The organism is Micromonospora sp. URMC 103 (assembly GCF_051386435.1).
GTDB lineage: Bacteria > Actinomycetota > Actinomycetes > Mycobacteriales > Micromonosporaceae > Micromonospora.
The window spans coordinates 836330-863065 of record NZ_JBPQTR010000004.1; the positions used below are offsets into that span (position 1 = coordinate 836330).

Consider the following 26736-nt stretch of genomic DNA (forward strand, 5'->3'; position numbering starts at 1 on the left):
GGTCAACCGGCGAGGGCGTCGCCGACCGCCTCGACCAGGTCGTCGCGGGCCCGGGCCACCCGGGAGCGGATGGTGCCCACCGGCACCCCCTCCACGGCGGCGGCCTCGGCGTAGGAGAGGCCGAGCAGTTGGGTGAGCACGAACGCCCCGCGCCGCTCGGCGGGCAGCCGGCGGAGGAGGTCGGCGGCGCCGAGCTGACCGGCCGGGTCCGGCGACGGGCGGTCGGTGTGCGCGTTGGCCGCGAGGCGGGCGTCGAGCCGCCGGCGGCGGACCACGGTGCGGAGGTGGTCGGCGCAGGTCCGCCGGGCGATGCCCAGCAGCCAGGTGCGCGCGCTGGAGCGACCCTCGAACGCCGGCAGGGCCCGGAACGCGCGCAGGTACGTCTCCTGGGTGAGGTCGTCCGCGTTGTCCGGGTCGACAAGCGCCGCCGCGAACCGCCACACCTCGGCCTGCGTGAGCCGGACGAACGCGGCCTGAGCCGTCGGATCGCCCTCGCGGGCGGACAGCGCCCACTCGGTGGCCGGATCCCGGGCAGCGCCGGTCGCCTCGGCCGGGTCGGCCGTGCGGTCGCGCGGGGCGGGGATCACGACAACCCAGGTTACGCGGCACGCGGCGGGCCGCGCCGGTCCTTGGGCGCTTCCATGGCTTGCGCCACGCCGGGAACTTTCTCCGCGCGGGGGCCGACTACCCCGTCATGAACTGTGACGACGTGCGGGCGGCGCTGTCGGCACGGCTGGACGGGGAGGATCCGCAGGCCACGCCGGCGGAGCTGGACGCCCACCTGCGGGGGTGCCCCGGGTGCCGGGCATGGCAGGCCCATGCGGAGGAGGTCACCCGCCTGGTCCGGGTGCAGGCGGTGGAGGTGCCCGACCTCACGGCGTCGGTGCTGGCGGCGGTGGCCGCCGACCCGCTGGCCGCCGGACGGGCGCGGGAGGCGGCCCACCGCGCCCGCCGTCAGGTGCTGCGGCTGGCGGTGGCCGTGGCCGCCGTCGCGCAGCTCGCCATCGCCCTGCCCATCCTCCTCGCGGGCCTCGGCGGAGGTGTCGATCCCCACACCAGCCGGGAGATGGCGTCGTTCGACGTGGCGCTCGCGGTCGGCTTCGTGCTGGCGGCGTGGCGCCCCGAGCGGGCCCGCGCGTTCCTGCCGGTGGCGCTCGTGCTCGCGGTCTGCCTGGCCGCCACCAGCGCGGTGGACATCGCCAACTCGACCACCGCGCTGGTCCACGAGGTCGGGCACCTGGCCGCCGTCGTGCAGGCCGGCCTGCTGTGGGCGCTCGGACGGGCCAGCGGGGACGCCGACCGTCCGCTGGCGCCAGCCCTGTCGGCGGGGCGTGGATGAGCCCACACAGCGCGGCGCCGGCGAGCGCCGACCGCCGGGCGTGGGTGGCGCGGGGTGGCCGCCGGGCGCCCCGGTCGGCAAGCATGATCGGCATGACTGCCGCCCCTCGTCGCTGGCTCGCCCGGCTCTGCGCCACCGCCGGCCTGCTCGTCACCGCCGTCGCCCTCCTGATCGCCCCGGCCGCCCCCGCGAGCGCCCACGCCGTGCTGTCCAGCTCCAGCCCGGCCGCCTCGGCGATCGTGCCGAGCGGCCCGGAGGAGGTGGTGCTGACCTTCAGCGAGTCGGTCCGGAAGGTGCCCGACAAGGTCCGTGTCATCGCGCCGGACGGCTCCCGCGCGGACCGTGGCGACCCGACCTTCGACGGCAGCGTCGTACGCATTCCCGTGGATCCCGGCGGGGCGCGCGGCACCTACCTGGTCAGCTACCGGGTCATCTCGGCCGACAGCCACCCGGTCTCCGGCGCGTTCACCTACTCCGTCGGCGCCCCCTCGGCGCCGCCGACGGACACCGGCGACACCAGCCGGGCCGACCCGGTGGTCGGCACCGCCGTGAAGGTCGCCAAGTACCTCGGCTACGCCGGTCTCGTGCTGCTGGTCGGGCCCGCGCTGGTGCTCGCCCTGCTGTGGCCGCGGCGTCTGGACCGGCGCGGTCCGGCCCGGCTGGCCTGGGCCGGCCTCGGCCTGGTCGTCCTTTCCACCCTCGCCGACCTGTGGTTGCAGGTGCCCTACACGGCGGGCGGCGGGCTCTTCGACGTCACGGGCGAGGGCCTGAGCAGCGTGCTGGGCAGCGCCTTCGGGGCCGCGCACCTGGTCCGGCTGGGCCTGCTGGCCGCCGCGGCCTTCCTGCTGCGGCCGCTGTTCGCCGGGCCGGTGGGGCGCACCGACGGCATCATCCTCGCGGTGCTCGGCGCCGCCACCCTCGTGACGTGGCCGCTGGCCGGTCACCCCGCCGCGTCGCCGGCGCCGGCGGTGTCCGTGGTCGTGGACGCGGTGCACCTGGGCAGCATGGCCGTCTGGCTCGGCGGCCTGCTGATGCTCGCCGCCTTCCTGCTGCGCCGGGCCGACGAGCGGGAGCTGGGCGCCATCCTGCCTATCTGGTCCCGGTGGGCGGCGCTGGCCGTCTCCGCGTTGCTGCTCGGCGGCGTCGTGCAGGGGCTCATCGAGGTGGCCACCCCGAAGGCCCTGGTCGACACCACCTACGGCCGGCTGCTGCTGGCCAAGATTGGTCTGTTCGCGGTGGTGATGGGCGTGGCCGCGTACTCCCGGCAGATGGTGCGCCGGCGGGTCGCCGAGCAGCGTCCGGCGCCGGTGCGCCGGGCCGTCTGGGTCGAGCTGGCGATCACCGCGGTGGTGCTCGGGATCTCGGCGGTACTCGTGCAGACGCCGCCGGCCCGTACCGCGAACGAGGTGGCCGCCTCCTCCTCGGCCGGCTACTTCAGCACCACGCTGAACAGCTCGCTCCTGTCGGTCCAGGTGGAGCTGGACCCGGCCGAGCGGGGCAACAACTCGATGCACCTGTACGCGTACACCAAGGACAACCGCCCGCAGCCGGTGGTGGAGTGGAAGGCGACGGCCGCGCTGCCGTCGGCCGGGATCGAGCCGATCGAGATCCCGCTGCTGCCGCTGACCGACAACCACGCGACCGGTGAGGTCAGCCTGCCGGCGGCCGGCGACTGGCAGCTGAAGATCACCGCCCGTACGTCCGACATCGACCAGGCCACGGTGACCGCCACCGTGCCGATCCGTTAGAGAGGTTCCGACCCATGATCCGTACCCGGCGTTCCGCGACGGCAGCCGCCGCCCTGGCGCTCGGCGCCGTCACCACCGCGGTGCTCGGCTTCGCCGCGCCCGCCTCGGCGCACGTCACCGTCAACCCGAAGGAGGCGACGCAGGGCGGCTACGGCCGGATCGCGTTCCGGGTACCGAACGAGAGCGACACCGCCTCGACCACCAAGCTCGAGGTGGTGCTGCCGGAGAACGCGCCGGTCGGGTCCGTCTCCACGATGCCGGTGCCGGGCTGGACGGTGGCGGTGGAGAAGCGGAAGGTGGACCCGCCGATCGACGTGCACGGCAGCCAGATCACCGAGGCGGTGTCCAAGCTGACCTGGACGGCGACCGGTGACGCCGCCGTCAAGCCGGGCCAGTTCCAGGAGTTCCCCGTCTCCCTGGGCCCGCTCCCGCAGGTCGACAAGATGGTCTTCAAGACCCTGCAGACGTACTCGGACGGCAACGTGTCGCGGTGGATCGAGGAGCCGACCCCGGGCGGCGAGGAACCGGACAACCCCGCGCCGGTGCTCGCGCTGACCCCGGCCTCCGCGTCGGCGTCGGCCGCGCCCGTGGCGGCCGCCGCGCCGGCGGCCGACGACGATGACGATGACGACGAGGGCGAGGGGAACGGCGCCGCGCTCGGGCTCGGCATCGCCGGCCTGGTCGCCGGTCTCGGTGGCCTGGTGCTGGGCGGTCTCGCGTTCGCGCGCAACCGCCGGGAGCCGGTCGCGAAGGCCTGACCCGTACCCGTCCGCGGGCCCGCCGGTGATCCGGCGGGCCCGCGCGCTTTCCCCCGATCCGGTGCCGTGGATATCCCCTGATCGGCCGGCCGACGTCGGTAAGGTCGGCCGGGTACCTGGCTACGGAGGGGGACGGAACGGATGCGGTTCGTGCGGATGATCGCCGGAATCGTGCTGCTCATCGTCGGTCTGCCGGCGTTGCTGGCCGGTGGCGCGCTCTGGCTCGTGACCCGGCACGCCGATCCGGGTGGCGCGTTCACCGCACGCTTCGAGACGGTGCAGACGGCCGGCCATGCGATGGTCGTTCCGGACCTGGACCGGCTGCTGCGGCGGGAGGCGCCGTTCACCCGGGTCGGGCAGACCCGTCTCCGCATCGAGGCCCGGACGCCGGACGGTCCCGCGTTCCTCGGCCTGGCCCCCGCCGACGAGGTGGGCCGTTGGCTGGACCCCGTACCGCACGCCACGGTGCGGCGTGTGGTGCTGGCCCGCGGTCCGCTGCCGGTCCGCCTGGACTCGGCCGCGGCCGCCCCGACCGGCGGGGCGCCGGCCGCCGGGTCCGCGCCCATCGGCCGTCCTCTGTGGGTACGCGAGGGAATCGGCGCGATCGAGTGGACTCCCGACGAGCTGGCCGGCCGCCCGCTCAGCCTGGTGGTGATGCGCCCGGACGGCGGCGCAAACCTCGCTCTCGACCTGCGCGCCGAGTTCCGCGCCGGATGGACGGCGCCGGCGACCTGGGGACTGCTCGCCGGCGGCGTGCTGCTGGTGACGTTCGCGGTGCTGCTGCTGTTCCGCCCGGTACGCCCCCGGGAGGTGGTCTTCGTGGTCGAGCCCGACCAGGTGCCGGTGCTCGCCGGCCGGCTCGGCGTGAGTTCGCTGAGCGGTCTGGGCGCGCAGCCGGGCGGGCCCGACGACCGGGCCGCCGTGGCGCAGCGGCAACTGGCCGCCGTCGGCTCCGGAGCGCCCGAGCGGTCCCGGACCGCCATCGACGCGGTGCCCGCCCGCCGTCCGGCCAGCCTCGCGGATCTCGTGGAGGCCGAGAGGACCGGCCCGGAGCGCGGCCCGTCGGCGACCGCCGGGGAGGGCGGAAGTAGTCCGGCGCGCCCGCCCGGGGTGACGCTGACGCTGGCCTGGCCGCCCGCGCAGCCGGAGCGCACCGCGGGGCCCGTGCCGGTGGACGGGGACACGGTCGACGGGCAGCCGGCCTGAGCGCGGCCAGAACGGCGAGTGGCCCTCCGCGCTGCCGACGCGGAGGGCCACCCTCACCGGGGGATCGGTGCGGCTACCCACGATGCTGCTGAGGTAGATGAGGCCAGATTAGCGCCGATCGTCGCTACTCGGGGCCTCTGTCCATTTGGTGCAACTTCTGGGGCTCCGGAGCCGGGCGGGTCCGCCGGCCCGGCCCCACCTGTGGACGGGCCGGGAGGGTGGCCAGCAACAGCAGGCTGAGCAGCACGTACGTGTTCTGGACCAGGAACTCTCCGGGGTTGTCGGTCCGGGCCGGCGCGACGCCCCAGTCGTGGAACGAGACGACGCCGTAGATGATCACGGCGGCCGTGCCGACGGCCAGGACGCCCCACCAGCGCCGACGCGCGAGGCTGCGACCCGTCGACGAACGGGCCGCGGGGTCGGCTCCCGCCGACATGTCGGCCGCGGGGTCGGGGCGCAACGCCGCGTCGGTCAGCACCACCACCGCCGGGATGAACCAGTAGAGGTGGTGGGCCCAGGTGATCGGGCTGACCAGCCCGCCGATCAGGCCGGTCAGCGTCAGCCCCGCGAGGTGGTCGCCCGCCCGGGCGGCGCGGGCCGCCCGCCACAGCCCGTACGCGGTCACCGCGGCGACCAGCAGCAGCCAGGGCAGCCGGTCCGGCTTCTCCGGCGCGGTGAACCGGCTCAGCAGCCCGAACAGCGACTGGTTGCCGGGGTAGTCGGTGCGGCCCACGCGATCGGTGTCCCACAGCTCGTGCGTCCAGAACCGCCACGAGTCGCTGGGCGCCACGGCCGCCGTCAGCAGCGTCGCGGCGGCGGCGCTTGCGCTGGCCACCGCCGCCGCCCACCAGCGCCGGCACGCCAGCAGGTAGACGATGAAGATGCCGGGGAACAGCTTCAGGGCGGTCGCGAGACCCACACCCGCCCCCGCCCAGCGCCGTCCCTGCGGCACGGCGAAGAGCAGGTCGGCGAGGATCAGCACCACGAGCAGCATGTTGATCTGACCGAAGGTGATCGTTTCGCGGGTGCTCTCCACGGCCAGCACCAGCAGCACCGCGACGGTCACGGTGAACACCCGGGGCAGGCCGTGGCGGGCGATGATCGGCTGGACGAGCCAGCGCGTCGTCACCACCACGCCCAACACGGTGAGCACCGTGAAGATCGCCACCGTGGCGCCGAGGGGGAGCAGCGCGAACGGCCGCAGCAGCAGGGCACTGAACGGCGGATAGGTGAAGTACAGCTCGCCCTGGACCCGGTCCGGCTGCACGTAGTCGTAGAGCGGGTTGCCGTCCGCCCACCACCGCATCGCCCGCATGTAGATCTTCAGGTCGAAGAAGTCGTGGACCCGGCCCGGCTGGTAGAGCGCCGGCAGCACGGCGGCCAGCGCCACCACCGTGACGAGGCGGCGGACCGTGCGGCCACCGGGGTCGTCGTCGGTGACGGCGGGCGGCGCGACGGGATCGGGTGGCACGGGGAAACCCTAGCGGCCCGGTCCCCGCAGAGCCCGCAGCCGCGGCCTGTGGGCTGCGCGTAGTCTGTGCCGGTGGCTGATCTCCTCGTCTGGATCGACTGTGAGATGACCGGGTTGGACCTCGGCAGGGACAAGCTGATCGAGGTTGCCGCACTGGTCACCGATCCGGATCTCAACGTGCTCGGTGACGGTGTCGACGTGGTGATCCACGCGGACGAGGCGGCCCTGGACGGGATGCCGGAGATCGTGCGGACGATGCACGCGAAGTCCGGGCTCACCGAGGAGGTGCGCCGCTCCACGGTCACGCTGGCTGAGGCCGAGGACATGGTGCTCGACTACGTGAGCACCTTCGTGAAGGATCCGCGCACGGCGCCGCTGTGCGGCAACTCGATCGCCACCGACCGCGGCTTCATCGCGCGGGACATGCCCCGGCTCGACAACCACCTGCACTACCGCATGATCGACGTGTCCTCGATCAAGGAGCTGTGCCGGCGGTGGTACCCGCGGGTGTACTTCGGCCAGCCGGCCAAGGGGCTCGCCCACCGGGCGCTCGCGGACATCCGCGAGAGCATCCGCGAGCTGGAGTACTACCGGCGGACGATCTTCGTGCCGCTGCCCGGGCCGGACGTGGACAGCGCCAAGGCCATCGCCGCCCAGCTCTGAGCCGGTCCGGTCCGGTCCGCTGGCCGGGCCGGCCACCGCCGGGGAACCCGCTGGACGCGGTCGCCCCGCGGGGGGCTATTATTGGTCCGCACCCGCCCGGGGCGTTTCGACCGGGTGCGGCGGCATGGTGGCTGTAGCTCAGTTGGCAGAGCACCGGGTTGTGGTCCCGGTTGTCGTGGGTTCAATTCCCATCAGTCACCCGGCACACGAAAGCCCCCTCCTTCCGGAGGGGGCTTTCGTCGTCGCGGGGACGGTCGCTCAGGCGGTCGGGCCGGTGCTCGGGGTGACGTCCGGGTCCGGCGTCGACTCGGTGCCGGCCTCGGTGGGCGGCTCGTACGGCAGGGCGCTGCCCTTCACGTACTCGTTCCAGCTCATGTTCCAGTCGGTCCAGCCGTTGCCGTTCTGGAGCTTGCGCTCGGTGCCCTTCACCGTGATCGGGTCACCGATCCGGGTGTTGGCGAAGAGCCACGCGCCGTCGGCCATCGAGACGTTCACGCAACCGTGCGAGACGTTGACGCTGCCCTGCTGCCCCTCGGACCACGGTGCGGCGTGGATGAACTCGCCGCCCCACGTGAGCCGCTGGGCGTAGTCGATCTTCGTGCGGTAGCCCTCGTCCGGCCCGAGCTCCTCGAACGTGTCGAAGACCGTCTTCCGCAGCTTCTCGATGACCACCATGGTGCCGCTCGACGACGGCGTGCTCTTCTTGCCGAGGCTCACCAGGATCGTCTTGATCTTCTTGCCGTCCTTGGTGACCGTCATCCGCTTGGTCTTGTTGTCCACCGTCATGATCAGCGAGGGGCCGATGGTGACGTCGACGGTGAGATCGGCCCGGCCGTACCAGCCGTCGCCCATCGGCAGACCGCCGGCCTGCACCCGGTACGACACCTTGGTGTTGGGCTTCCAGAACTCCTTCGGCCGGTAGCGGATCTCGGTGGGGCTCACCCAGTGCCAGATGCCCTCCTGGGCTGGCGTCGAGGTCACCGTCATACGGCGCTGCACGTCGTCGCGGTAGTCCTCGGGGACCTCGCGGCTGAACTTGACGATCAGCGGCATGCCCACGCCGACCACCTGACCGTCGCCGAGGAAGCTGCTCACCCGAATCTGCTTGCCGGGCTTCGCCATCGTGGTGAACGTGCTGGTCGCCGTGGCGGGCCGGCCGTCGTCGCCGGTCGCCGTCACGGTCGCGGTGTAGGTCTCCCCGTACTTCAGCGCGCCGGCCGGCAGCCAGCTCTTGCCGTCCGCGGCGAGCTTGCCCTCGACCGTCCCGCCGGCCGAGTCCTTCAGCTCGACCGCCGTCTCCACGGCGTCCTTCGTGGTGAAGGTGATGCCCGTGGAGGCCGGGACGTCCTTGGCGTCGGCCTGCGGCTCGCTGATCGTCGCCGCCGCCTTCGGGGCGGGGCTCTCCGAGCCGCCCTGCCAGGCGGACGGCTTTCCGCCGCCCCCGCCGTCGGTGCAGGCGGCGGTGAACGCCATCGCGACGGCGAGCACCCCCGCGGCGAGCACGCGGCGACGCCCCCTGGGCCGGTCGCCGCCGTGCCGGTTCAGCTGGTCCTGGTGGTCAGCTCGCATGATTCCCTCACTGTGTGGTCCCCGCACAGAGCCATCGTCTCTCACAGACGCACCAGAACAGGTACCCGTTGCACGGGGTGAAACGAAACACTCCGCGACATCGCGCCGGATTGTTGCTAGAATTGGCGATTTGCGAGGCTGGCTCGCATCATTCGGTGGGAAAAGTAGCAACTCGGCGGCCGTGCCCTGTCGGCGCTGGTCGCCGCTGGCCGCAGGGCCGGCGCCGGTCGGCCGGCCCTGCGGTGGGGTGTCAGACCGCGGGACCGGCCCCGCCCTTGGGCACCGGCAGGGCACTGCCCTTGACGAAGTCCGACCAGCTGAGACTCCAGGCGGTCCACCCGTTGCCGGCGACCAGCCGGCGTTCGGTGCCCTTGATGGTGATCGGGTCGCCGATCCTCGTCTTCTCGAACAGCCAGCGGGCGTTGGCCATGGAGACGTTCACGCAGCCGTGCGAGACGTTCTGCCGGCCCTGCACGTGCTCGGACCAGGGCGCCGCGTGGATGTACTCGCCGCCCCAGGTCAGACGCTGGGCGAATTCGATGTCGGTGACGTAGCGGTTGGCGGGGTCCGGATCGTCGCGGGTGTCGAAGACGGTCTTCTCCTTCTTCTCCATCACGACCATCGTGCCGCTGGAGGAGGGGGTGCTCTTCTTGCCCAAGCTCACCGGGAGGGTGCGGATCACCTTGCCGCCCTCGTACACCGTCATCTGCTTGGTGGCGTTGTCGACCTTCATGACGAAGGACCGGCCGATCTTCGCGGTCGCCTTGCGGTCCACGTCGCCGTACCGGCCGTTGCTCAGCGGGACGCCGGCGAGCGCGATCCGGACGGTCAGCGTGGTGCCGGGCTTCCAGTACTCGGGCGCCCGGTAGTACGCCTGGCTGCCGTTGTCGACCCAGTGCCACGCCCCCGGCTGCGGCGGGTCCGTCCGTACGAACATCCGCTTCTGCACGGCGGCGCGGTCCTTCTTCGGGATGCCCGGATGGAACTCGGCGACCACCGGCATGGCGACGCCGTAGGTCTTGTCGTCGAAGAGGTAGAGGCCGGAACCGACTGTCGACTTCGGCTTCTTCATCGTGGTGAAGGTGCTCGTGCCCTGGCGGGTCGCGCCGTCCGCGCCCGTGGACGTGACGGTGGCGGTGTAGCGGGTCCCGTACTTCAGCGCGTTGTTCGGCACCCACGACGAGCCGTCCGTACGCAGCTTCCCCTCGACCCGCTTGCCGTCGGCGCCGGTCAGGGTGACCTCGGACACCTTGCCGCCGTCCGGCAGCTCGGCGCTGATCTCGGTGCTGATCGGCCGGTTGCTCGCGCCGTCGGCCGGGCTGAGCGTCAACGGCGGACCCGCGGGCGTGGACGGCGCCACCGGCCCGCCGGACGCCGCATCGACGGCGCTGCTCGGTGTCGCGCCGCCGACGAACGACGGTTTCTGCTGGTCGTCGCCACAGCCGGTCAGTGCCAGCGACGCCGCCAGGACCAGGGCACCCGCCACCGCCCCGGCCCGCGTGAACCTGCCCATTCCCACCTCTGCTCTCACGTGCCTGGCGGACATCGTGCCCTATCCCGACGTTTCCGCAGGACCCCTGCCTTGTCCGGCTGGGGTGTTTGGCCGTTTTGCCCGTTAAGCTCGCCCGAAGGGGGGAGCCGGGTATCGGATTGGAACCCCTCTCCGGGGCCGTGCTAAGGTTCTCCCCGTTGCCAGCGAGCGCCGCTAGCTCAACTGGCAGAGCAGCGGACTCTTAATCCGCGGGTTCGGGGTTCGAGTCCCTGGCGGCGCACCAGCAATAAGGGCTCTGGCCTGGTGGTTTCCACCCGGCCGGAGCCTTTTTCGTGTACGCCGCTGGTGGATGGTCGCTCGGTGGGTGCTCGGAAGCCGTTGGACCGGGCCTGCGTTGCTGGGACATATCGTTGTTGCGTGGACGCCTGCGCTCATCGTCATTTCTGAGGTGGCCAGCCCGCATCGGGCCCTTGGGGTCATTGGCGCATCCGCTCGCCCAGGGGCGACGGGCTTCATTTGGGCAGCCACGCGGAGCCGGTCGTTGGCGATTACGCTGGCGGCGTGGGGGGACAGCCGCGGGTTCGTGTGCAGGGAGATCTCTATCACCCGGTGGTTCCGCCGGGTGCCGTGTATGTGGGGCGGCAGGGGTTCGGGTTGCGGCGTTCTCCCTGGGCCAATCCGTTCAGCCTGCGAAAGCATGATCGGGCGGAGGCGTTACGTCTCTATCGGCAGTGGCTTGTGGGGCAGCCGGCCCTTGTTGACCGGGCGCGGCGGGAACTGACGGGGAAGCAGTTGGCGTGCTGGTGCCGCGTCGAGGATGCGTGCCATGCCGACGTGCTGGCCGACATCATCGGTTGAGGTGCAACCGGTATCGCGCGTTAGGCCGTCTTGGTGCGTAGACACCGCCGATGCTGAAGGACTGCGGTCTTGCCGCTTGGTTTCCTACATAGAAGGCGACGTCGCGGTCGGCGGCGCAGAGCTGGGTAAGGAACTTGTCTCTCAGCTGCTCCATCGCCTCCGCGTCGGTGAGCTGGTCCAGACGGCGTTGTAGGGCGACGAACTCCCAGTCCCAGAGGGTCTGCTGGTGACCGCGGCAACGACGGTCCGCGCAGCGGTAGCGGTAGGCACCGGTGAAGCGCGGTGCTTGAAGCGGGCTGCGCTTGGCCGGTTCCAGGAGATCGAGCTGGTTGAGGTAGCCAGTGATCTTCCTGCGATCCTCCACCGACCAGCCGGGGTGTGCTTTGACCTGAAGCGCCGAGATGTCGGCCGCGCGAATGAGAGCGATCGATCGTGCGCTCGGGTCGTCGCGGGCCTGTTTGTTGAGCCGGCACATGGAGTCTTCGACGAGTGGATCGAGGAGGTTTCGACGCGACTGCCGACTGGCGAGGTGCCGTTCGGTGGTGATGGTGTCCACGATCGGCTTCCAGCTCTCGCGTCGCTGGTCTTGCCTGGCTGGCAGTGCGTCGACGTGGATGATGTCGTACTTGCGGAACTTGCCGTCGTCGTCGAGGTCTCGATAGTGGACCGGGTAGAGGCGAATCCAGCCCGTCCAGGGTGGGTCCATGCCCAGTGCCCCGACGCAGACCGTCTCCCCGTACCGCGCGGAGGGGTTGGGTGCCGCTTTCACCGTGATCAGGAGGCGCAGTTTTGCTGGTCGTGCCAGGACTGGCTTCGATCTCGGCTCTTCGTCGGTGCTCGGTCCCCACAACGGAAGCTGTTCCAACGGAACCACCCACATTGCTCAACGCATCTGAACATACACTGTTAGTTACATAGACAGTCTCACATCTGGGGATCCGGCGCTAGCTGGCCGGGGGCGAAGGCGGCTGTCCAGCCGAACGCTGGCGCGGAGAGTTCTCCTGAATTGATCACTTTCAGTAACCACTGTCTCGGTGGGTGACGCTTCTCGCTGAGCCGGGAAGGCGCGCGCCAGGCATTTCTGGCGATCGGTACCGCGGTGCGGTGCACTCCGTGGAGATCAACTTTTGGTGGCCCGGTTTAACCGCTTCGCTTCCTTCGTCCTCGGCTCTTCGGCTGATTCATTGAACAGTGATCTCCAAAATCGGCCCCAAAACCACGGTTTGGTATGTGGGTGCTCGCACGGCTCGCCGACGCCTGGCCCAACGGCCCACGGCGGGCGCTGTCTCCGGCCACGGCGGTCCCAACTTCCGATCTCCCGGTCAGAGCATCGATCACTCTCTGTTGCAGCTGTGGGAAACAGGATGTCGGACCGCCGGGGCTCGGAGGGATCATCAGGGGATGGGCGACCAGGGTGCCGCGCGGCGGTTGTCCCCGCGGCGGTGGCGGATCCTGTCGTACCTGGCGCAGCACGGTTCCGCGTCGACGCTGGACGTGGCGCTCGTCTGTGCGGTGTCGCGGCTGACGGCCCACCGCGACCTGGTGTGGCTGCACGAGGCGGGGCTGGTGCGCCGTGAACGCTCGGCGGAGGACCGGACCCACACCTGGTGGTACGAGGTCACGGCCGAGGGGACGGAGGTGCTCCGCCGCGCCCTGACGGCGTCGGGGCGGCCGGTTCCGCTGCGGTTGGGTCAGCGGCCCTCCGGCAGGGCGGATGCCCTGCTGTTCCTGCCGTTGATCGAAGTGTCACGGCGCAACCCGGGGCGGTGCGAGCTGTTCCAGTGGCTGGCGACGATGGAGACCTCGTCATGGTTGCGCCAGCACGACCTCGCGCAGTTGCGGGCCGACGGCTACGGCATATGGCTGCAGGACGGGCGGTGCCTGCGGTTCCTGGTACACGTCGACCGTGGCCCGGTCGGCGACGTTGTCGCCGAGCATGAGCGGCCGGCGTCAGGGCTGGGTGGACTGTTGGCCGGCTACCGGCGTGCGGACCGGCTGGTGCCGGTCGGGGCGGTTCTGCTGATCGCGCAGGACGCCGAGCGGGAGGAACGACTGCAGGCCGACCTGTTTCGTGGGCCGCTGCCGAACGTTGTCGCCACGACCACACGGCAGCTGTTGTATCGCCACTGGCCGGACGAGCAGGTGTGGCAGGTGCCGGGCGAAGGCGGCAGGCGTTGCCTCGTCGAGGTCGGATACTGACCGCACCCCTTCATGATGCCTTGGCCGCCGCCAGCCCTCTGGTCCTGACGAGGTCAGCGGCGTGGTGCTGGAGTCAGCGGCGTCCTGCTGCCCTGCTAGCCCTACGCTGGCGGCATGAGGGAACCAGCGCGGACCGGACCTGGTAGGTGCTGATGAACCGGCATGCAGAGGCACCTGCCGAGGCGATCCCTGACGCGATCCGGGCTGATGTGGAGACGCTGTGGCGCTACCACGACATGCGTCACGAGTTGCGCCCGTGCGACGTGGGGATCGGATTGGGCAGTCATGACCTCGGGGTGGCTGTCGTCGCGACGCGCTTGTTTCACGAGGGCCTGTTCCCCAGGATCGTGTTCACCGGCGCGAACGCCCCGACGACCGTCGAGCGTTTTCCGCGTGGAGAAGCAGTGCACTACCGCGAGTACGCCATCGAGCAGGGCGTACCCGGGGAAGCGATTCTCGTGGAGCCGCGTGCCACGAACACCGCTCAGAACCTGGAGTACTCGCGTCAGCTCCTGACCGAACACCAGATTCCGGTGAAGTCGGTGCTGATCATGTCGCGGCCCTACCAACAGCGTCGGGCCTACGCCACCTGCAGGCTGATCTGGCCGGAGGCCGATGTGGTGTGCGCCTCGAATCCACTAGAACTGGACGACTACGTGCGCAGCATCGGCGACCCGCGGCGGGTGGTGGACATGCTGGTCGGCGACACGCAGCGGATCGAGGTGTACGCCGAGCGCGGGTTCGCGATCCCGCAGGAGATGCCGGACGAGGTGCGGGCGGCCTTCGAGCGCCTGGTGGCGGCCGGCTACACGAGCCGGTTGATCTGAGCCCAGCTACCAGCGCGGTCCTCCCGTCCGGACGCCCATTCGGTCGCTGAGTTCGACGGCCAGTCGTGGTGGCCGGGGGCGGGTGAGGATGTCCCGGACGAGGTCGCGGGAGAGCTGGTGGTAGCGCACCTGGTCGGGCCCGAGGGTCTCGGCGTCTATGAGCGCAGCGAGCGCGTCGTCGATGCGGTTCCACCGGGCGAGGGCTCGGGCGGTTTCGATGGCGTGGCGAACCTGCCGCTCGACGGGCACGGTGCTGGTGTCGAGTGGGGCGCCGATGGCGATGGCGCGTTGCACATCGCCGAGTTCCATCGCCACGGTCGTCTTGTGGATCGACACGTTGGTCGGCCCGAACGCGGTCCACACGTGGTTGCCGTCGGCGCCGAGCCGCCGCGCGGCGGTATCGGCTTCGGTGATGTGGGTGTCGGCGGAGGCGCGGTCGTCGTTTCGAGCGGCGGCGAGCGCGCAGACGAGGTGCAGGCTGCCGTAGACCGACAGCAGCTGCGGAGTCGGCCTGACGAGCCGGGGTTCCAGGAACCGCGCCGCCGTGGCGGCGAGGCCCAGGGCTTGGGCGTACTCGCCGATGGAGGCGAGCGAGTGCGCGGCGGAGCGGCTAAGTGAGCCGATGACGACGTGGTCGTGGCTGGCGTTGGCGGCGGCCAAGCCTCGGCTGGCGGCGGTCCACGCGAGGTCACCTTCGCCGAGCTTGGTGAGGAACAACGCGGCGAGCTGGTGGGCGTATGCGGTCATCGCGTGCGCGCGCTGGCCGTCGTCTCCGTCGTACGCCTCGGTGGCGGTGAGGCAGTCGTGGATGAGGTAGGGCAGTCGGCGGGCGAGGGTGCCGTACCGCGAGTGCTGGTAGGCGGTCCAGATCTCGGCGACGTCGTTCTCGATCTCGCGCAGGGCGGGTGCCTCGACGTCTCCCGTGCTGGCCAGCGCCGGCGCGAGGTGACGATAGTCGTGAAGCGCGGCCCGCAAGGCGGGGATGGTCTCGCGTCCGGAGTCGTCCGACCACTCGAACAGGCTCGGGGCGCCGATCAGGTCGCCGAGGGACACGTCGAGGGCCTTGGCGATTGCGCGTATGACCGACAGCCGGTCCAGGTCGGCCCGGTTCGTCTCGACCTTGCGTAACCACTCCTGCGTCTTGCCGACCAGACCGGCCAGCACCTCCTGGGAGAGCCCTCGCCTCCGCCGGTAGAAGGCGACGCGCTGGCCGATCGTCATGTCGTCCGTCATCCCTCGCACACCTCACCCTTCCCGCTGAAGGCCGCCGGACCCGGTACGGATTTTCCCGGTCCTCCGTACGGACCGCCCCTACGTTCAGTTCACCCCGGATCACCGGCGTGTGTCGATGCCGGTGTCGGGGATGACTGGCAGGGAGCTGCAGATGGAGGGATCGATGAGCGGCGCACCACACCACGGCTTGGGCCGCTGGCTCGGCCCGTCCGGGAGCGACCTGTCTCGGCGCTTTCCCCGCCTGCGTACCGCCATGAGGGCTGTGTGGGTGGGTGATCGGCGGTCTGCTCCCAGCCGCCGTGGTGCGGCGGCGGGCTCGCCATTCCCCCGGCGAGCCCGCCGCCCATCGCCCCTGGTGGGGGTGGCGGCATGACCGTATACGTCTCGCGTAATGCCATGGCTGGCCAGTCCCGGTGCCCCGAGCCCGGGTGGACGTCCAAGCAGGGGCAGGTTTGGCCCGCTGATCCGCCGCTGCTCACCTTCGTGTGGCGTCGGCTGTTCGAGCAGCAGGCCCGCGAGGGCGGTCGCCGGTGACCGGGCCGCAGCGCCGTCTCGCGGCGAACCGGCTCGCGCCAACCGAGGTGGAACATCTGCCGATGCGTCCGCTGTGGCGGTGCCGACGGTGCGGGCAGCCGTGGCCCTGCGGCGCAGCGAAGCTCGCGCTCCTAGCCGAGTACCGGGAAGTGCCGGTGAGCCTGTTCCTCTACCTGGCCGGCTGCCTGCACGACGCGATCGACGACCTGCACCGGCTCAACCCGAGCGTCACGGGCACCGCTGCCGACATGTTCGACCGGTTCCTCGGCTGGCCGGCCCGCCACACCCACGCCTACCGCGTCAGCACCACCACGACCGCCAGCATCGAGGAGGCCTCCTCGTGAACGGCATCGGCCTCATCAACGCGACCGGCCAGCCGGCGGTCGCCGGCAGCTTCCACACCCTGGTCGTGCAGCCGACGAGCTTCTGCAACCTCGACTGCACCTACTGCTACCTGCCCGACCGACGATCCCTCCGCCTGATGAGCGGCGCGGTCGCGCATGCCTGCGCCGAGTCGATCGCCCAGCAGAACAGCAGTCATCCCGTGAGTGTCGTGTGGCACGGGGGCGAACCCACCGCCACACCCATCGGGCTGTTCCGGGATCTCTTGGCCCCGTTCGAGGAGCTGCGGCGCGCGGGAATGGTGCGTCACGAGATCCAGACCAACGGCACACTGATCAACCGCCAGTGGTGCGAGCTGTTCACTACCTACGGTTTCGAGGTCGGGGTCAGCATCGACGGACCGGGCGCGTTGAACCGGAACCGCCTCGACCGGGCCGGCAACCCGACGGACGCCCGAACCCTGGGCGGCATGCAGACCCTGGCCGAAGCGGGGCTGAGTTACTCGGTGATCTGTGTGGTCACACCGGAAACCATCGACCACGCGGAAGCCCTCGTCGACTTCTTCACCGGCCTGCCCGGCTGCGAGTCGGTCGGCTTCAACATCGAAGAGCAGGAGGGCGCCGACCGGGCACCGGTGTCCGAGGATGCCGCGTATCGATTCTGGCAGCACCTCATCAATCGTCGCGTCGGCGGCAACCCGCTGCGGATCCGCGACGTGGACCGGCTGACCGACTATCTCGCCGCCACCCGTGCCGGGCGCGTAAACCACGCGCCGTACGAGCCGATCCCGACCGTCTCGTGGGATGGGCAGGTGGTGTTGCTGTCACCGGAACTGCTCGACATCACCGAGCCGCGATACGGCGACTTCATCGCCGGCAACGTCCTCCACCAGCCCATCACCGCCATGCTCGCCCGCTCCGGCGACCTGGACTACGTCGCCGAGTTCGTAACAGCCCTCAACGACTGCGCCGACCACTGCGCCTTCTACGACTTCTGCCGTGGCGCTCAGGCCGGCAACCGCTACTTCGAGCACGCGACGTTCACCGCCCGCGAGACCACCTACTGCCGAACCACCCGACAGGCCCTCGTCCGCGCCGCCGCGGACCACCTCACCCCTCAGGGAGGAGCACCATGACCAACGCCCTCGCGACCCTCATCACGCCGCACCCGAGCAACTCGCCCGCCTCGGCGTCGACCCCCAGCGGTCGGTAGCGTCGATCGACGCGGCGAAGTTCGACAACCGTCCCACCTGGGACAACAAGGGTAAGTTCGACAGTCGACCCGGCTGGGACAACTGGAACAAGAAGAAGTAGCCACCACCACCACGGGACGCGTGGGGTGGCGTGCCCACCCCGCGCCTACACAGGTTGAGGACACATGCGCACCACCACGATCGGCGACGTGAAGGTCCTGCTGCCGGACCTCGAACCGGACGACCTCGACAACACGACGCACCTGGCCGACGGCCTCACCGAAGCCCTCGTCGAGGGCGCAGCGTGGCACGGTGCGCACCTTGAGGACGCCAGCATCCGCAGCAGCCTGATCACAGGCGTGGACCTCAGCGAGAGCACCTGGGAAGCCGGAAGCCTCTACGGCTGCGAGATCACCCGCACCGACTTTTCCGGCGCGACCCTGACCGGCATCACAATCGAACGCTGCGCCATCACCGGCTCACGGTTCACCGGCACCAGACTCACCGACGTACGCCTCAAGGACGTCCTGTTCGACGGCTGCCGCTTCGACTACGCCACCCTCCAGCGCGTCGCCGCCAGCGGCTCGGTCGCGTTCACCGACTGCATTCTCACGAACGGTGCGTGGTCTTCCTGCCGGTTACCTGGTTTGGTGCTGCGGTCATGTGACCTCGCTGGCCTGGAACTGGATTCCTGCCACCTCGTCGGCGCAGACCTGAGGGGCAGCCGCCTCCACGGGCTGAAGACGTCCCTCGACAACCTGCGCAGCGTCACCGTCGGCCGGGGGCAGCTTCCTGACCTCACCCAGCTGACCATCGACGTCCTCGACCTCACGGTCCGCAACGAGTGAACCCGAGGGTGCATCGTGCTCGCTGAACCCACTGGCAGCCCGGACACGATCCTCGTCTGCATTCGGGGCAACTCCGGCTCGGGCAAGAGCAGCATCGCTCGGGAGCTGCGGCGCCGGCACGGCCGGGGCTGCGCCTTGGTCGAGCAGGACTACCTGCGCCGCATCGTGCTGCGCGAGCGGGACCTGCCCGGCGGCATCGCGCCGGCGCTGATCGCGCAGACCGTCCGGTTCGCCCTCGACCACGGCTACCACGTGGTACTGGACGGCATCCTGCACAGCAGCCGCTACCGAAGCATGCTGACGGCCCTGCGTGATGGTCACCGGGGGCGGTCTCTGTTCTGCTACCTCGACGTGTCCCTGGCCGAGACCCTGCGCCGGCACCTCACCCGCCCGCAGGCCAGTGAGTTCACCGCCGAGCACATGAGCGGCTGGTACATCACTCACGACGTCCTGGCCTGGCCCGACGAACTCGTCCTACCCGAGACCACCACCCTGGACGAGGCCGTCGAGGCCATCGCGGCTGCCGTCGGGCTACCCCAGACCCGACGCGACGACGACCTGCTTCCGAACGTTCCGTCCCCGTAGAGGAGCCCGGCCTGGTTGGCAGCGCGGCCGTTCCGGCGCACCGTTTGCCAACGTCGGTCCCGAGTGGCTCGACAGCCGTCAAGCATGGCGACCGCGACGGCATGGAGCTCGCCCTACCGCGCCCGCATGAGCCAGCTCTCAATGACAATGAAGTCGTCCTCGGTCAGCCCGCGACGTGGATCGACCCGATGCAGCAGGGCCGGACCGTGGTGATGAGTCGACACCCACTCCTGATCGGCGTGGGAGATCTCGTCGTCGACCCAGACGAAGGGGCGCCCCTGCGCCCACTCGACCAGCCCACGGGTCTTCCAGTGCAGAACGCCAACCTCGTCAGAGTCGGGCCAGTCCACGACTGGCAGGGTCGGCAACCCGAGCAGTGGCGCGAGCACGTCGTTCGCGTCACTCATCCAGGTCGACGCCCATGCAAGATCACACGGCAGGGCCTCCAGCCAGCGGCCGTGTTCCGGATTGACCTTGTGCAGCAGGGGATGGGCGTCGGCCGGCAGGACGGGTGCCTCGCCGTGGTCACGCGACATGCCCGGCGAAGCCGCCGTGGGTGTACCGAACGGGATAAAGGTGCCGTCCACATCAAGGAACAGCAACGGACGCGGCGCAGGGGCGGACACGACCCAGAGGCTAGCTCTCACCCCGCTCACCAACTACCTCCGCGTGCTTCCACCAAGTTCATTCGTCTAGCTGGCGCTCCTGGCAGTCGGCAGGGTCGGCCGCGCATCTCACCGGATTCTTTCCGCCCCGGCAAGCGGGCATGTTGTGCCCCGGCCGCGCCGCCAGCACCACATCTCAAAACTTCGACCAAGGAGTTCTCTTGCTTTCGTCCACACCTTCAACTACCGCCGTAGTCGTTGGCAGTGACGACTTCCGGCTTGATCCCCGTTGGGGGGTCGGGCTTGGCGTCAGCGTTGACGTCAGTCTTCAGCCGGACCCCCGAACGGACCCCCTGTTCCTTCTCACACCGCAGGTCAGCCCGCCTGTCAACACTGGCTGGCTGTGCTGCGACAGACCCTGCCTGGTCACGGGTCTCTCCCCCTGGGGAGCGGCATCCGCGTCGAGGGAGGTGGTGGCTGGTGGATGATCCGGTTCTGCGGGTCCAGTCGCAGCTGACCGACCGTGACCGGGTGTTGTTGGGCTGGTTGTACGACCACGGGGTGCTGACGTCGTTCCAGATCGCCCAGGCGCTGTTCCCATCGCTGGACTTCTGCCAGCGCCGGCTGCGCACGCTGTACCGGTTGCGGCTGGTGGCCCGGTTCCGGCCGCAGCGCGCCGACGGGGGCTCGTACCCGTACCGCTACGTCATCGACCAGCTCGGGGCCGAGATCGTCGCCGCCAGCCGGGACGAGCGGCCACCCCGGCGCGACCACGCCCGCGTAGAGCGGCGACGCTGGACATCGAGCCGGAGCCTGGCGCACCGGCTCGGAGTGAACGGCTTCTTCACTGACCTGGCCGGCTACGCCCGCACTCACCCTGGTGTCAAGCTGGCGGAGTGGCTACCGGAGGCGGTCTGCCAGCGGGTTGGCACGTTCGCCCGTCGAGAGGACCCGATCCTGGTGCGGGCCTACCAGCCGCGGGTACGCCCGGACGGCTACGGCCTCTGGGTCGAGAACAACGTCACGGTCCCGTTCTTCGTCGAGTACGACACCGGAACCGAGCCGCTGTCGGTTCTGATCGGCAAGCTCGCCGGCTACCGGGAGCTGTTCGCCACAATCGACCGGGCGTGGCCGCTGTTGTTCTGGTTGCACTCCGCCGCCCGAGAGGCCAATCTGCGCCGCCTACTCGCCGACACGCCACTACGGGCGCTCGCCGCTACCGGGGCTCGCGACCACGCCGCTACGGCAGGTCTGTGTCCCGCTGAGGCGGTCTGGGCCGTGCCCGGCGGGGGTGGGCAGCGGCGGCTGGTCGACCTGGCGTCGTATGTCGTTGACCTTGGACGGGCGGGTGAGGCGGCGTGATGCCCGGCAGCGGCAAGATGGCCGCGGACGGTACCTCTGGCCTGCGGGCGACAGCAAGACCTGGCCACTCTCACCGATCTGTCAGCGCCCGGTCCGCTGGACTCGACAGATCGGTGACAGTGCCGATCCCTTCCGGCAGCGACAGGGCGGAGGTATCGTCGCGCGCCGAGCGCGGACGGTCCGGGACCGGCGGTTGGTCCCCGTCCGCCACCACGGTCCCGGACGACGACCCTGGGACCGTCCGCGCGCCTGTCCAGCCCTATAGAGGGGACGGACGAAACTTCGCCACCATCCGCTCGGAGGAGGTGGCCCGCTACGACGGCACCGGCACCTGACCCGGACGCTGGTCCCCGCGGCAGCCGCGTCGAGGGCACCGTTCAGGTCGTGATCATGCTGGCCATCGGCGGGGCGGCCGGAGCGGCCAGCTTCACCCACGTCCATAACGTGGCCGCCGCGCACGGCCAACCGGGATGGCTGGCCTGGGCTGACGCGATCGTTCTGGAGTTGATGTCTATCGCCTCCGGCCTGGAGCTGCGCCGACGCAAACGCGCCCACGCCTCGACGCTGTTTCCCGCGAGTGTGCTGGCCTGCGCGGTCACGCTGTCTCTCGCCGCGCAGGTCGTGGAGGCCGAGCCGTCGCCGATCGGCTGGATCGCCGCGGCCGTGCCCGCGCTCGGTTTCCTCGTTATGGTCAAGGTCGCCCTCGGTTACGCCGGCACCAAGCCCTCACCCAACGCCGCCCGGACCGCGGACCATCTGCCGGACCAGCCCACGCAAACCGCGCCCCAGGGCGGACCGGCCGAGAGCACGCGGTCCGGCGGTACGGCGGGGGAGCGGTCCGCCGCGCGGACGGTTGGCCTATCGGCTGCCGCCCATCAACGTCGGGGCCAGGACCGCCGTTACCGCAAAGCTGGCAGGGGACGGTCCGCGCAGCACGCCGGCGACGTGGCCAAGCTGCTGCCGGCGGCGCGACGCGTCCGGGACCGACTCGCCGCGGACGGGCAGGCACTGACCCGGGCAGCGCTCGCCGAAGCCCTCCGTGGAGCCGGCTACACCGTGTCCAACACCCGGGTATCCGAACTCCTCAAGATCCTCAAAGCTGAGGTGGCCTCGCCGCCCGCGCCGCAGGAGGATCCAACCCCGCCGGTGAGCCTGACGCCACAACCGCCGTCAAGTCAGCAGCAGGCGATGCACGCCAGCGCGCTGGACGGCCCGAGGCGGCCCCGACCGGCGAGTCTTCTCGAACCCACGCATCTCAGCCATCTACCGAACGGGCAGGAGAACCCCGAATCATGAGCAGCTACGTGAACCCAACTGAGCAGACCTCCGACACCACGACAAATATCGCGCCCGCCGCAGTCGCGCCGGTCGCCAGCGAGGTGTGGACCGTCGAACGCGTCCGCGCCCTCGGCGTGACCACCACCCTCGCCACGGCCGCCTCCGTCCTCGGGATCAGCCGATCCCAGGCCTACCGGCTCGCCGCCACCAACGCCTTCCCCGCTCCCCTGATCCGCGCCGGCAGCCGCATCATCGTCCCGGTCGCCGGCCTCCTCCAGCTTCTCCTGCTCGACAAGCCGGCTCCGGCCGACGGCGGCCGGCGACTTGAACCCGACGCGAAGGTGAGCGTGGATGCGACGACCCCGCCACCAGCGGATTCCACCCACCATCGCTGGCGGCACCGCCCAGAGCATCCAGGAGACGATGAGTGAAGGAAAGCATTTTCAAACGCTGCGGCTGCCGCGACACCACCACGGGCCGGCGACTGGGACGTTCCTGCCCCCAGCTTCGCCGGCCCGGCGGCGGCTGGTCCCGCAACCATGGCCAAATGGCACTGGCAGATCGAACTCCCCGCCAGCGCAGACGGCACCCGCGCCCGCTACGCCACGGGCCCTACACGACTCAGGCCGAGGCCGACGCCGTCCTGGGCCGCATCCGGACTGCGCTCGCCGTCCCGGACCCCACCGACTCGCACGTCACGGTCAAGACCGGCGACCTCATCGAAACCGCCGTCAAGCTCAGCTGTTCAAGGTCACCGCGATCTGTGAATGACCGAGGATGTCCATGACGACTCTTGGGGACACCCCTGCCGCAAGCAGCAGCGTTGCGCAGGCGTGCCGCAGGTCGTGAAAGCGGATTGGCCGGACACCGGCACGAGCAATCAACCGACCAAAGGCGGTGTCCAGATTGCGCGGTTCGACGTGGCGACCGGTGGCGGTGGTAAACACCAAGCGGTTCCCCCCACTGCCCATCGGCGAAGCTGCGCTCATGCTCCTGAAGGTTGCAGTGCCGCCTGAGCGCCTGGACCACGACGGCCGGCATCGTCTTGCAGCGAGTTCGCGGGGATGAAGTGGTGTTCGGTCCACCCAAGTCACGCCGTTCTCGCCGGGTGCTGACCACACCCGCATCTGTCCGGCGTTCAGGTCGACGTCTGAAATCCGCCAGCCTGCTCGCGGTCAGTCGGACGAAAATCCGCTCATGACCGCCGAAGCGCAGGGAATCCGTATCCGTCATCGTGGGCATGATCCGCAGGTCCATCCGACCGCCTACGTCGCCCCGACGGCCACGCTGGTCGGTGATGTCCGCGTGGGGCCGAGGGCGCGGGTGATGTACGGTGCGGTGCTCGATGCCGAGGGTCTCGGATCGAGGTCGGGGAGGCGGCGGTGATCTGCGAGAACGCGGTGCTGCGCGGGTCTTCGGTCGCCGGCGATCAGCCGGTGCTTGTCGGCGACCACGTCTTCGTGGGGCCGCATGCCACGCTGCTGGGCTGCGAGGTCGGCAGGTGCGTCTATGTGGCGACCACGGCGACGATCTTGCAGTGCGCACGGTTGGGGGCTGGCTCGGTTGTCGCTGTCGGTGCGCTCGTCCATGCGCGCACCGTCCTGCCGGACGAGTACTTCGTGCCGCCGCACACCGTGGCGCTTGACGCGCCGGTGCGGCTGCTGGCCGCTGGCGATCCGGGCCTGGCCGAGGCCGTTCGCCGGGTGGGCTTCGCACAGGTGGCGTTCCGTGTCGACGCGGAGTGGACCGACCGGATCAGCCGGTACGAGCACATTGCGGAGGTGCGCGTCGCCGAGTTCGGCACGCATGCCGACGATGAGGTTCTGGATGTCGGCTAGCGCCGCATCGTCTCGACAACTTTCCCCGCACCTGACCACCAAGAAGGACACCCGAGTCGGCGACCCGGCCGCGGCGGGGCGTCGGGTGGACCAGCCCGTGCCGAACCAGCACCCGATGCACCGTGATGAGCTCCATTTGATACGTGACGGATCGGTGTCAGATGTTGGGTGTGGGTGACGCGTCCGGCTAGACGATTTCTCCGCTGACACGTGAGCGGCGGTGGTTCGCTAGTTGGCGTCCGGGTCTGGTCGCGCGCGTCGCCAGGCGTCTTCAAATGCCTCCGCACTGATCTCCATCGGCGCGTACTGCGGATCGCGTAGGTCGATGGGAGGGTTGAATGGCCAGTCTTCGGTTCGGAGGGCGTCACCGTCGGGGCGCTGTTCGACCTGGCGGAGGCGGCGACCGTCTGGTCCCAACTCGGTGAGATGGGCCGTGTCGTCGTACTCAGCCGAGGCGGTCCGGAGGTACACCAGTCCGCGGTTGGCCAGTACGCCGTAGCCAGGGAGGTCCCGATGGGCCGACCGTTGGTCGCGAAGGCTGGCCAGTGGACCGTCGGGCAGCGCATCGAGGTGGACCTCGTCAAGATCCCACGAGGTTACCCGCCTCACGGTGGCGTCATCGGTGACGACCTCCACGTCAGCGACGGAGTCGAGGATCTCCTCTGGCGACCGTGCCCAAACCCACCACCACAACCCGCCCATGCCGTAGTCGTGGCAAACCAGGTACCGGTTCTTTGCGTTGTCGCCCTGCTGAAGCACGGCGACAGTATGTCCGGCCCGCCGACGGGGGAGGACCGTACGTCCTGGTGTAACTTCATCAAGCGAAGCCAAGGTTTAACCCGTCATTCGGAGTACGACAGGCCGGCTGCCTGCGTGTCGGGCTCCACTTGATGCGTTACGGATGGGTGCCAGATGTTGGGTGACACGTCCAGCTAGACGGTCTTGTTCTCTTCAGCGTCTGCGTGTGGCCTTAGCAGAGCGGCTTGAGCCGGGTCTGGATGGCGGCGAGGGCCTCGGCCGGGCTAGAGGCATCGACGCGGTCTTCTGCTTCGATGACGAACGGTGGTTGCCCATCCGGGCCAGTGTCAACCTGCACGATGTTGGCGACGTGCCCTAGGCCGAGGAAGTAGACGTTGTCGTCGTCGGCGCGATGGGTTTTGCCGAGTCGCTCCACGGCGAGGTCCGGATGTTGTTGCCGAAGCGCATCGAGCAGGTCATCCAACGGGCCACCGGTTCGGTCGCTCGCCTTCCAGGCGCGGCCATGCAGCGGTTGATCGGGCATGGAGTCAGCATGGCATCAGCCGGCGTTGCCGGGGCGCCGGAGCGGTTTCGGGTGGGATGCGTACGCGGTCGGTGCGATCGATCGGCCAAGCCGGCCAGCCCGTGGTCGCGATACCAGCCCAGCCATCGGTGCACGGCCTGATGCGAACGCCGAACCGTTCAGCGACCTCGGTCACGGACAGGCCAGCGTCGACTTCCAGCACTGCGCGGTAACGCTGTTCGGTCACGCTAAACTCCAGCAGCACTCGGCGGAGCAGCCGGATCGGCGCGGCAAGCCCCAAGCATGGGGGCGGTGTCCGCGCGAGGACATGCCGGTCGTCCAGGAGCCGGCTCCGCATACGGTCAGGGTCAGATCAACTGCTCGCCTGGGAGGGGAGGGGTGGCCGCCGGTGGCCAGCTCTGACCCCGGGAGCGGGTCCGTGCCGATCGAGGTTGGGTCAACTGCGCCACTGTAGCGGTGTCGTCGGGGGTGCGGTCCGTGACACGAGAGCCGACTCCGTCTGTTCCGGCAGCGTCCGACCGTGCGTCAAGGCCCGCTTGACGTGCGGGGTCGGGCCGGCTCGGCCCCGGCCTGCTGGCGACCTCCCGCCGGCATCGGCCGGGCCGGCCGCACCCTCGCGTGCGTGATTCAGCCGGAGGCAGCGACGGGATCGGACGGTTGCTCGACAGCGCAGCTTCACTGAAGCTCGCAGCCGCGGAGCGTCAAGGAGGCCGCGTAGCTTTCCGAAGCTCGATCCCCGGTCACCGGAAAGTCATATTCGGCGCGGTGCGGCTCCGTCCTGCCAGCGGTAGAGGTCGCGCAGCAGGGAAATCTCGGCACCGTGATGGATCAGCTCCCTGTTGACGTGCAGGATTCTGTTCGCCATGGGAAACCGTTCGGGACCCAATGTGGGCGGATTCTCCAGGTCAGCGTCCGAGAGGTCGCGGACCCCCGCGTTCCATTTCCCATACATCTCATCGAGCTGTTTCAGCGCCTCGTCAGCAGTCCCCGCGTAGGCGAATGTCTCGGAGTTGACGTCCTGGCCGCCGAAGTACCATCCGACCCGATAGCCCAGGCACGAGACGATAATGTGCGCCAGCCGCCAGGCAATTGTGGTCACTGGCGCCGGCTCGGGGCCAGGGAACACGTAGTCCATCGTCCATTCCCGCAAACCTTCCAACATCGGTGCGGCCGACGTGCCACGTGGACGGATACTCCAGCAGCCGCGCACCGGCTCCCAGAAGTACTCCTCGTCGGTAAGACCCTCCAGCCGTGGCCGCAGGTTTTTGCGCCAGTACCAGTCCAACTGCTCCGAGAGCTGCTCGCTTCTTGTCACTTCCGCACACTACATACAACGGAGACCCTGGCTGCGACCCTCGCGCACGCCAGGGCATTGTCTGCCGCGTGCCCGGTCCGTGCCCGATGCAGGGGGCAAGATGGGTCAACGGCGGCGCGGTCTGCAGCCGCGTGTGCCCGCTCCGTGCCGGACCAAGGCGTTCGTGGCCACCCAGCGTGTAGATCAACACGA

The 26736-nt window shown here is 70.1% G+C and carries 30 protein-coding genes, 2 tRNA genes and 2 pseudogenes; 22 read left to right on the forward strand and 12 right to left on the reverse strand.

Features of this window, described 5'->3' with window-relative positions:
- Window positions 1–2 precede the first annotated feature (2 nt).
- The gene (locus ACSNOA_RS07520; RefSeq protein ID WP_436657206.1) at window positions 3–587 is read right to left on the reverse strand and encodes a sigma-70 family RNA polymerase sigma factor; all 585 of its coding nucleotides are present in this window, start codon (window positions 585–587) and stop codon (window positions 3–5) included.
- 107 nt (window positions 588–694) lie between these two features.
- On the opposite strand from ACSNOA_RS07520, the gene ACSNOA_RS07525 reads away from it, so the two are divergent.
- The 4 genes from ACSNOA_RS07525 (at window position 695) to ACSNOA_RS07540 (ending at window position 5051) form a co-directional block, all read left to right on the forward strand.
- Window positions 695–1339: a zf-HC2 domain-containing protein gene (locus ACSNOA_RS07525; protein ID WP_436657207.1), complete on the forward strand. Its 645-nt coding sequence runs from the start codon at window positions 695–697 to the stop codon at window positions 1337–1339.
- Window positions 1340–1422: 83 nt separating this feature from the next.
- Window positions 1423–3087: a copper resistance CopC/CopD family protein gene (locus ACSNOA_RS07530; protein WP_436657208.1), complete on the forward strand. Its 1665-nt coding sequence runs from the start codon at window positions 1423–1425 to the stop codon at window positions 3085–3087.
- A gap of 14 nt (window positions 3088–3101) precedes the next feature.
- Entirely contained in the window at window positions 3102–3845 is a 744-nt protein-coding gene (locus tag ACSNOA_RS07535; RefSeq protein ID WP_436657209.1) for a YcnI family copper-binding membrane protein, read from the forward strand.
- Window positions 3846–3986: 141 nt separating this feature from the next.
- Window positions 3987–5051, forward strand: coding sequence for a hypothetical protein (locus ACSNOA_RS07540; RefSeq protein ID WP_436657210.1), 1065 nt, complete (start codon window positions 3987–3989; stop codon window positions 5049–5051).
- 124 nt (window positions 5052–5175) lie between these two features.
- Here ACSNOA_RS07540 and ACSNOA_RS07545 read toward each other — a convergent pair whose 3' ends face one another.
- Window positions 5176–6522, reverse strand: coding sequence for a glycosyltransferase 87 family protein (locus ACSNOA_RS07545; RefSeq protein WP_436657211.1), 1347 nt, complete (start codon window positions 6520–6522; stop codon window positions 5176–5178).
- A gap of 66 nt (window positions 6523–6588) precedes the next feature.
- Here ACSNOA_RS07545 and orn point away from each other — a divergent pair, with 66 nt between their 5' ends.
- Complete coding sequence (gene orn, locus ACSNOA_RS07550; RefSeq protein WP_436657212.1) at window positions 6589–7185, forward strand: oligoribonuclease; 597 nt, start codon at window positions 6589–6591, stop codon at window positions 7183–7185.
- Between the two features lie 127 nt (window positions 7186–7312).
- Window positions 7313–7385: transfer RNA gene (locus ACSNOA_RS07555), tRNA-His, on the forward strand.
- 58 nt (window positions 7386–7443) lie between these two features.
- On the opposite strand, the gene ACSNOA_RS07560 is transcribed toward ACSNOA_RS07555, so the two are convergent.
- Window positions 7444–8754 (reverse strand): Ig-like domain-containing protein, encoded by a 1311-nt coding sequence (locus tag ACSNOA_RS07560; protein ID WP_436657213.1) that lies wholly within the window; start codon window positions 8752–8754, stop codon window positions 7444–7446.
- Window positions 8755–9004: 250 nt separating this feature from the next.
- A complete protein-coding gene (locus tag ACSNOA_RS07565) occupies window positions 9005–10267 on the reverse strand; it encodes an Ig-like domain-containing protein (protein ID WP_436657214.1) in 1263 nt (420 codons plus the stop codon).
- 186 nt (window positions 10268–10453) lie between these two features.
- Here ACSNOA_RS07565 and ACSNOA_RS07570 point away from each other — a divergent pair.
- Both ACSNOA_RS07570 and ACSNOA_RS07575 read left to right on the forward strand, forming a co-directional pair.
- Window positions 10454–10529 (forward strand) — tRNA-Lys (locus tag ACSNOA_RS07570).
- 278 nt (window positions 10530–10807) lie between these two features.
- Complete coding sequence (locus ACSNOA_RS07575; protein ID WP_357159288.1) at window positions 10808–11104, forward strand: DUF4326 domain-containing protein; 297 nt, start codon at window positions 10808–10810, stop codon at window positions 11102–11104.
- Here ACSNOA_RS07575 and ACSNOA_RS07580 read toward each other — a convergent pair.
- Window positions 11094–11984, reverse strand: coding sequence for a hypothetical protein (locus tag ACSNOA_RS07580; protein ID WP_436657215.1), 891 nt, complete (start codon window positions 11982–11984; stop codon window positions 11094–11096). The genes ACSNOA_RS07575 and ACSNOA_RS07580 overlap by 11 nt on opposite strands.
- 521 nt (window positions 11985–12505) lie before the next feature.
- Between ACSNOA_RS07580 and ACSNOA_RS07585 the strand changes: the two genes are divergently transcribed.
- Window positions 12506–13303, forward strand: coding sequence for a DeoR family transcriptional regulator (locus ACSNOA_RS07585; protein WP_436657216.1), 798 nt, complete (start codon window positions 12506–12508; stop codon window positions 13301–13303).
- Window positions 13304–13449: 146 nt separating this feature from the next.
- Window positions 13450–14130, forward strand: coding sequence for a YdcF family protein (locus ACSNOA_RS07590; protein ID WP_436657217.1), 681 nt, complete (start codon window positions 13450–13452; stop codon window positions 14128–14130).
- Between the two features lie 6 nt (window positions 14131–14136).
- Here ACSNOA_RS07590 and ACSNOA_RS07595 read toward each other — a convergent pair whose 3' ends face one another.
- Window positions 14137–15363, reverse strand: a complete 1227-nt coding sequence (locus tag ACSNOA_RS07595) for a helix-turn-helix domain-containing protein (RefSeq protein ID WP_436657218.1) — start codon at window positions 15361–15363, stop codon at window positions 14137–14139.
- A gap of 369 nt (window positions 15364–15732) precedes the next feature.
- On the opposite strand from ACSNOA_RS07595, the gene amcA (ACSNOA_RS07600) reads away from it, so the two are divergent.
- The 6 genes and pseudogenes from amcA (ACSNOA_RS07600) (at window position 15733) to ACSNOA_RS07625 (ending at window position 18864) form a co-directional block, all read left to right on the forward strand.
- Window positions 15733–15897, forward strand: a complete 165-nt coding sequence (amcA, locus tag ACSNOA_RS07600) for a multiple cyclophane-containing RiPP AmcA (protein WP_436657219.1) — start codon at window positions 15733–15735, stop codon at window positions 15895–15897.
- Window positions 15894–16241, forward strand: a complete 348-nt coding sequence (locus ACSNOA_RS07605; protein WP_436657220.1) for a hypothetical protein — start codon at window positions 15894–15896, stop codon at window positions 16239–16241. The genes amcA (ACSNOA_RS07600) and ACSNOA_RS07605 overlap by 4 nt, the downstream gene beginning before the upstream one ends.
- Window positions 16238–17374, forward strand: coding sequence for a cyclophane-forming radical SAM peptide maturase AmcB (gene amcB / locus ACSNOA_RS07610; RefSeq protein ID WP_436657221.1), 1137 nt, complete (start codon window positions 16238–16240; stop codon window positions 17372–17374). The genes ACSNOA_RS07605 and amcB overlap by 4 nt, the downstream gene beginning before the upstream one ends.
- A pseudogene (amcA, locus tag ACSNOA_RS07615) lies at window positions 17371–17552 on the forward strand (multiple cyclophane-containing RiPP AmcA). Before amcB ends, amcA (ACSNOA_RS07615) begins: the two are co-directional and overlap by 4 nt.
- Before the next feature lie 64 nt (window positions 17553–17616).
- Entirely contained in the window at window positions 17617–18279 is a 663-nt protein-coding gene (locus ACSNOA_RS07620; protein WP_436657222.1) for a pentapeptide repeat-containing protein, read from the forward strand.
- A 15-nt stretch (window positions 18280–18294) separates the two neighbouring features.
- Window positions 18295–18864, forward strand: coding sequence for a kinase (locus tag ACSNOA_RS07625; protein WP_436657223.1), 570 nt, complete (start codon window positions 18295–18297; stop codon window positions 18862–18864).
- Window positions 18865–18977: 113 nt separating this feature from the next.
- Here ACSNOA_RS07625 and ACSNOA_RS07630 read toward each other — a convergent pair whose 3' ends face one another.
- Window positions 18978–19466, reverse strand: a complete 489-nt coding sequence (locus tag ACSNOA_RS07630; RefSeq protein ID WP_436658341.1) for an HAD domain-containing protein — start codon at window positions 19464–19466, stop codon at window positions 18978–18980.
- A 483-nt stretch (window positions 19467–19949) separates the two neighbouring features.
- On the opposite strand from ACSNOA_RS07630, the gene ACSNOA_RS07635 reads away from it, so the two are divergent.
- The 4 genes and pseudogenes from ACSNOA_RS07635 to ACSNOA_RS07650 form a co-directional block, all read left to right on the forward strand.
- Complete coding sequence (locus ACSNOA_RS07635; RefSeq protein ID WP_436657224.1) at window positions 19950–20831, forward strand: replication-relaxation family protein; 882 nt, start codon at window positions 19950–19952, stop codon at window positions 20829–20831.
- Between the two features lie 384 nt (window positions 20832–21215).
- The gene (locus ACSNOA_RS07640) at window positions 21216–22127 is read left to right on the forward strand and encodes a DUF2637 domain-containing protein (protein WP_436657225.1); all 912 of its coding nucleotides are present in this window, start codon (window positions 21216–21218) and stop codon (window positions 22125–22127) included.
- A complete protein-coding gene (locus ACSNOA_RS07645) occupies window positions 22124–22540 on the forward strand; it encodes a helix-turn-helix transcriptional regulator (protein WP_436657226.1) in 417 nt (138 codons plus the stop codon). The genes ACSNOA_RS07640 and ACSNOA_RS07645 overlap by 4 nt, the downstream gene beginning before the upstream one ends.
- Window positions 22537–22845: pseudogene (locus ACSNOA_RS07650) on the forward strand (site-specific integrase); the annotation flags it as partial. The gene ACSNOA_RS07645 and the pseudogene ACSNOA_RS07650, both read left to right, overlap by 4 nt.
- Before the next feature lies 1 nt (window position 22846).
- On the opposite strand, the gene ACSNOA_RS07655 reads toward ACSNOA_RS07650, so the two are convergent.
- Window positions 22847–23098, reverse strand: a complete 252-nt coding sequence (locus ACSNOA_RS07655; RefSeq protein WP_436657227.1) for a tyrosine-type recombinase/integrase — start codon at window positions 23096–23098, stop codon at window positions 22847–22849.
- Window positions 23099–23306: 208 nt separating this feature from the next.
- Here ACSNOA_RS07655 and ACSNOA_RS07660 point away from each other — a divergent pair, with 208 nt between their 5' ends.
- Both ACSNOA_RS07660 and ACSNOA_RS07665 read left to right on the forward strand, forming a co-directional pair.
- Window positions 23307–23495 (forward strand): hypothetical protein, encoded by a 189-nt coding sequence (locus ACSNOA_RS07660; RefSeq protein WP_436657228.1) that lies wholly within the window; start codon window positions 23307–23309, stop codon window positions 23493–23495.
- Window positions 23492–23947 carry a hypothetical protein gene (locus ACSNOA_RS07665; RefSeq protein ID WP_436657229.1) on the forward strand — a complete coding sequence of 152 codons (456 nt, stop codon included), beginning with the start codon at window positions 23492–23494 and terminating at the stop codon, window positions 23945–23947. Before ACSNOA_RS07660 ends, ACSNOA_RS07665 begins: the two co-directional genes overlap by 4 nt.
- A 228-nt stretch (window positions 23948–24175) precedes the next feature.
- On the opposite strand, the gene ACSNOA_RS07670 is transcribed toward ACSNOA_RS07665, so the two are convergent.
- From ACSNOA_RS07670 to ACSNOA_RS07685, 4 genes are all read right to left on the reverse strand, one after another.
- Complete coding sequence (locus tag ACSNOA_RS07670) at window positions 24176–24706, reverse strand: hypothetical protein (RefSeq protein WP_436657230.1); 531 nt, start codon at window positions 24704–24706, stop codon at window positions 24176–24178.
- A gap of 211 nt (window positions 24707–24917) precedes the next feature.
- Window positions 24918–25229: a hypothetical protein gene (locus ACSNOA_RS07675; protein ID WP_436657231.1), complete on the reverse strand. Its 312-nt coding sequence runs from the start codon at window positions 25227–25229 to the stop codon at window positions 24918–24920.
- A 4-nt stretch (window positions 25230–25233) separates the two neighbouring features.
- Window positions 25234–25455, reverse strand: a complete 222-nt coding sequence (locus ACSNOA_RS07680) for a hypothetical protein (RefSeq protein ID WP_436657232.1) — start codon at window positions 25453–25455, stop codon at window positions 25234–25236.
- A gap of 525 nt (window positions 25456–25980) precedes the next feature.
- A complete protein-coding gene (locus ACSNOA_RS07685; RefSeq protein WP_436657233.1) occupies window positions 25981–26544 on the reverse strand; it encodes a DinB family protein in 564 nt (187 codons plus the stop codon).
- Between the last annotated feature and the right edge of the window lie 192 nt (window positions 26545–26736).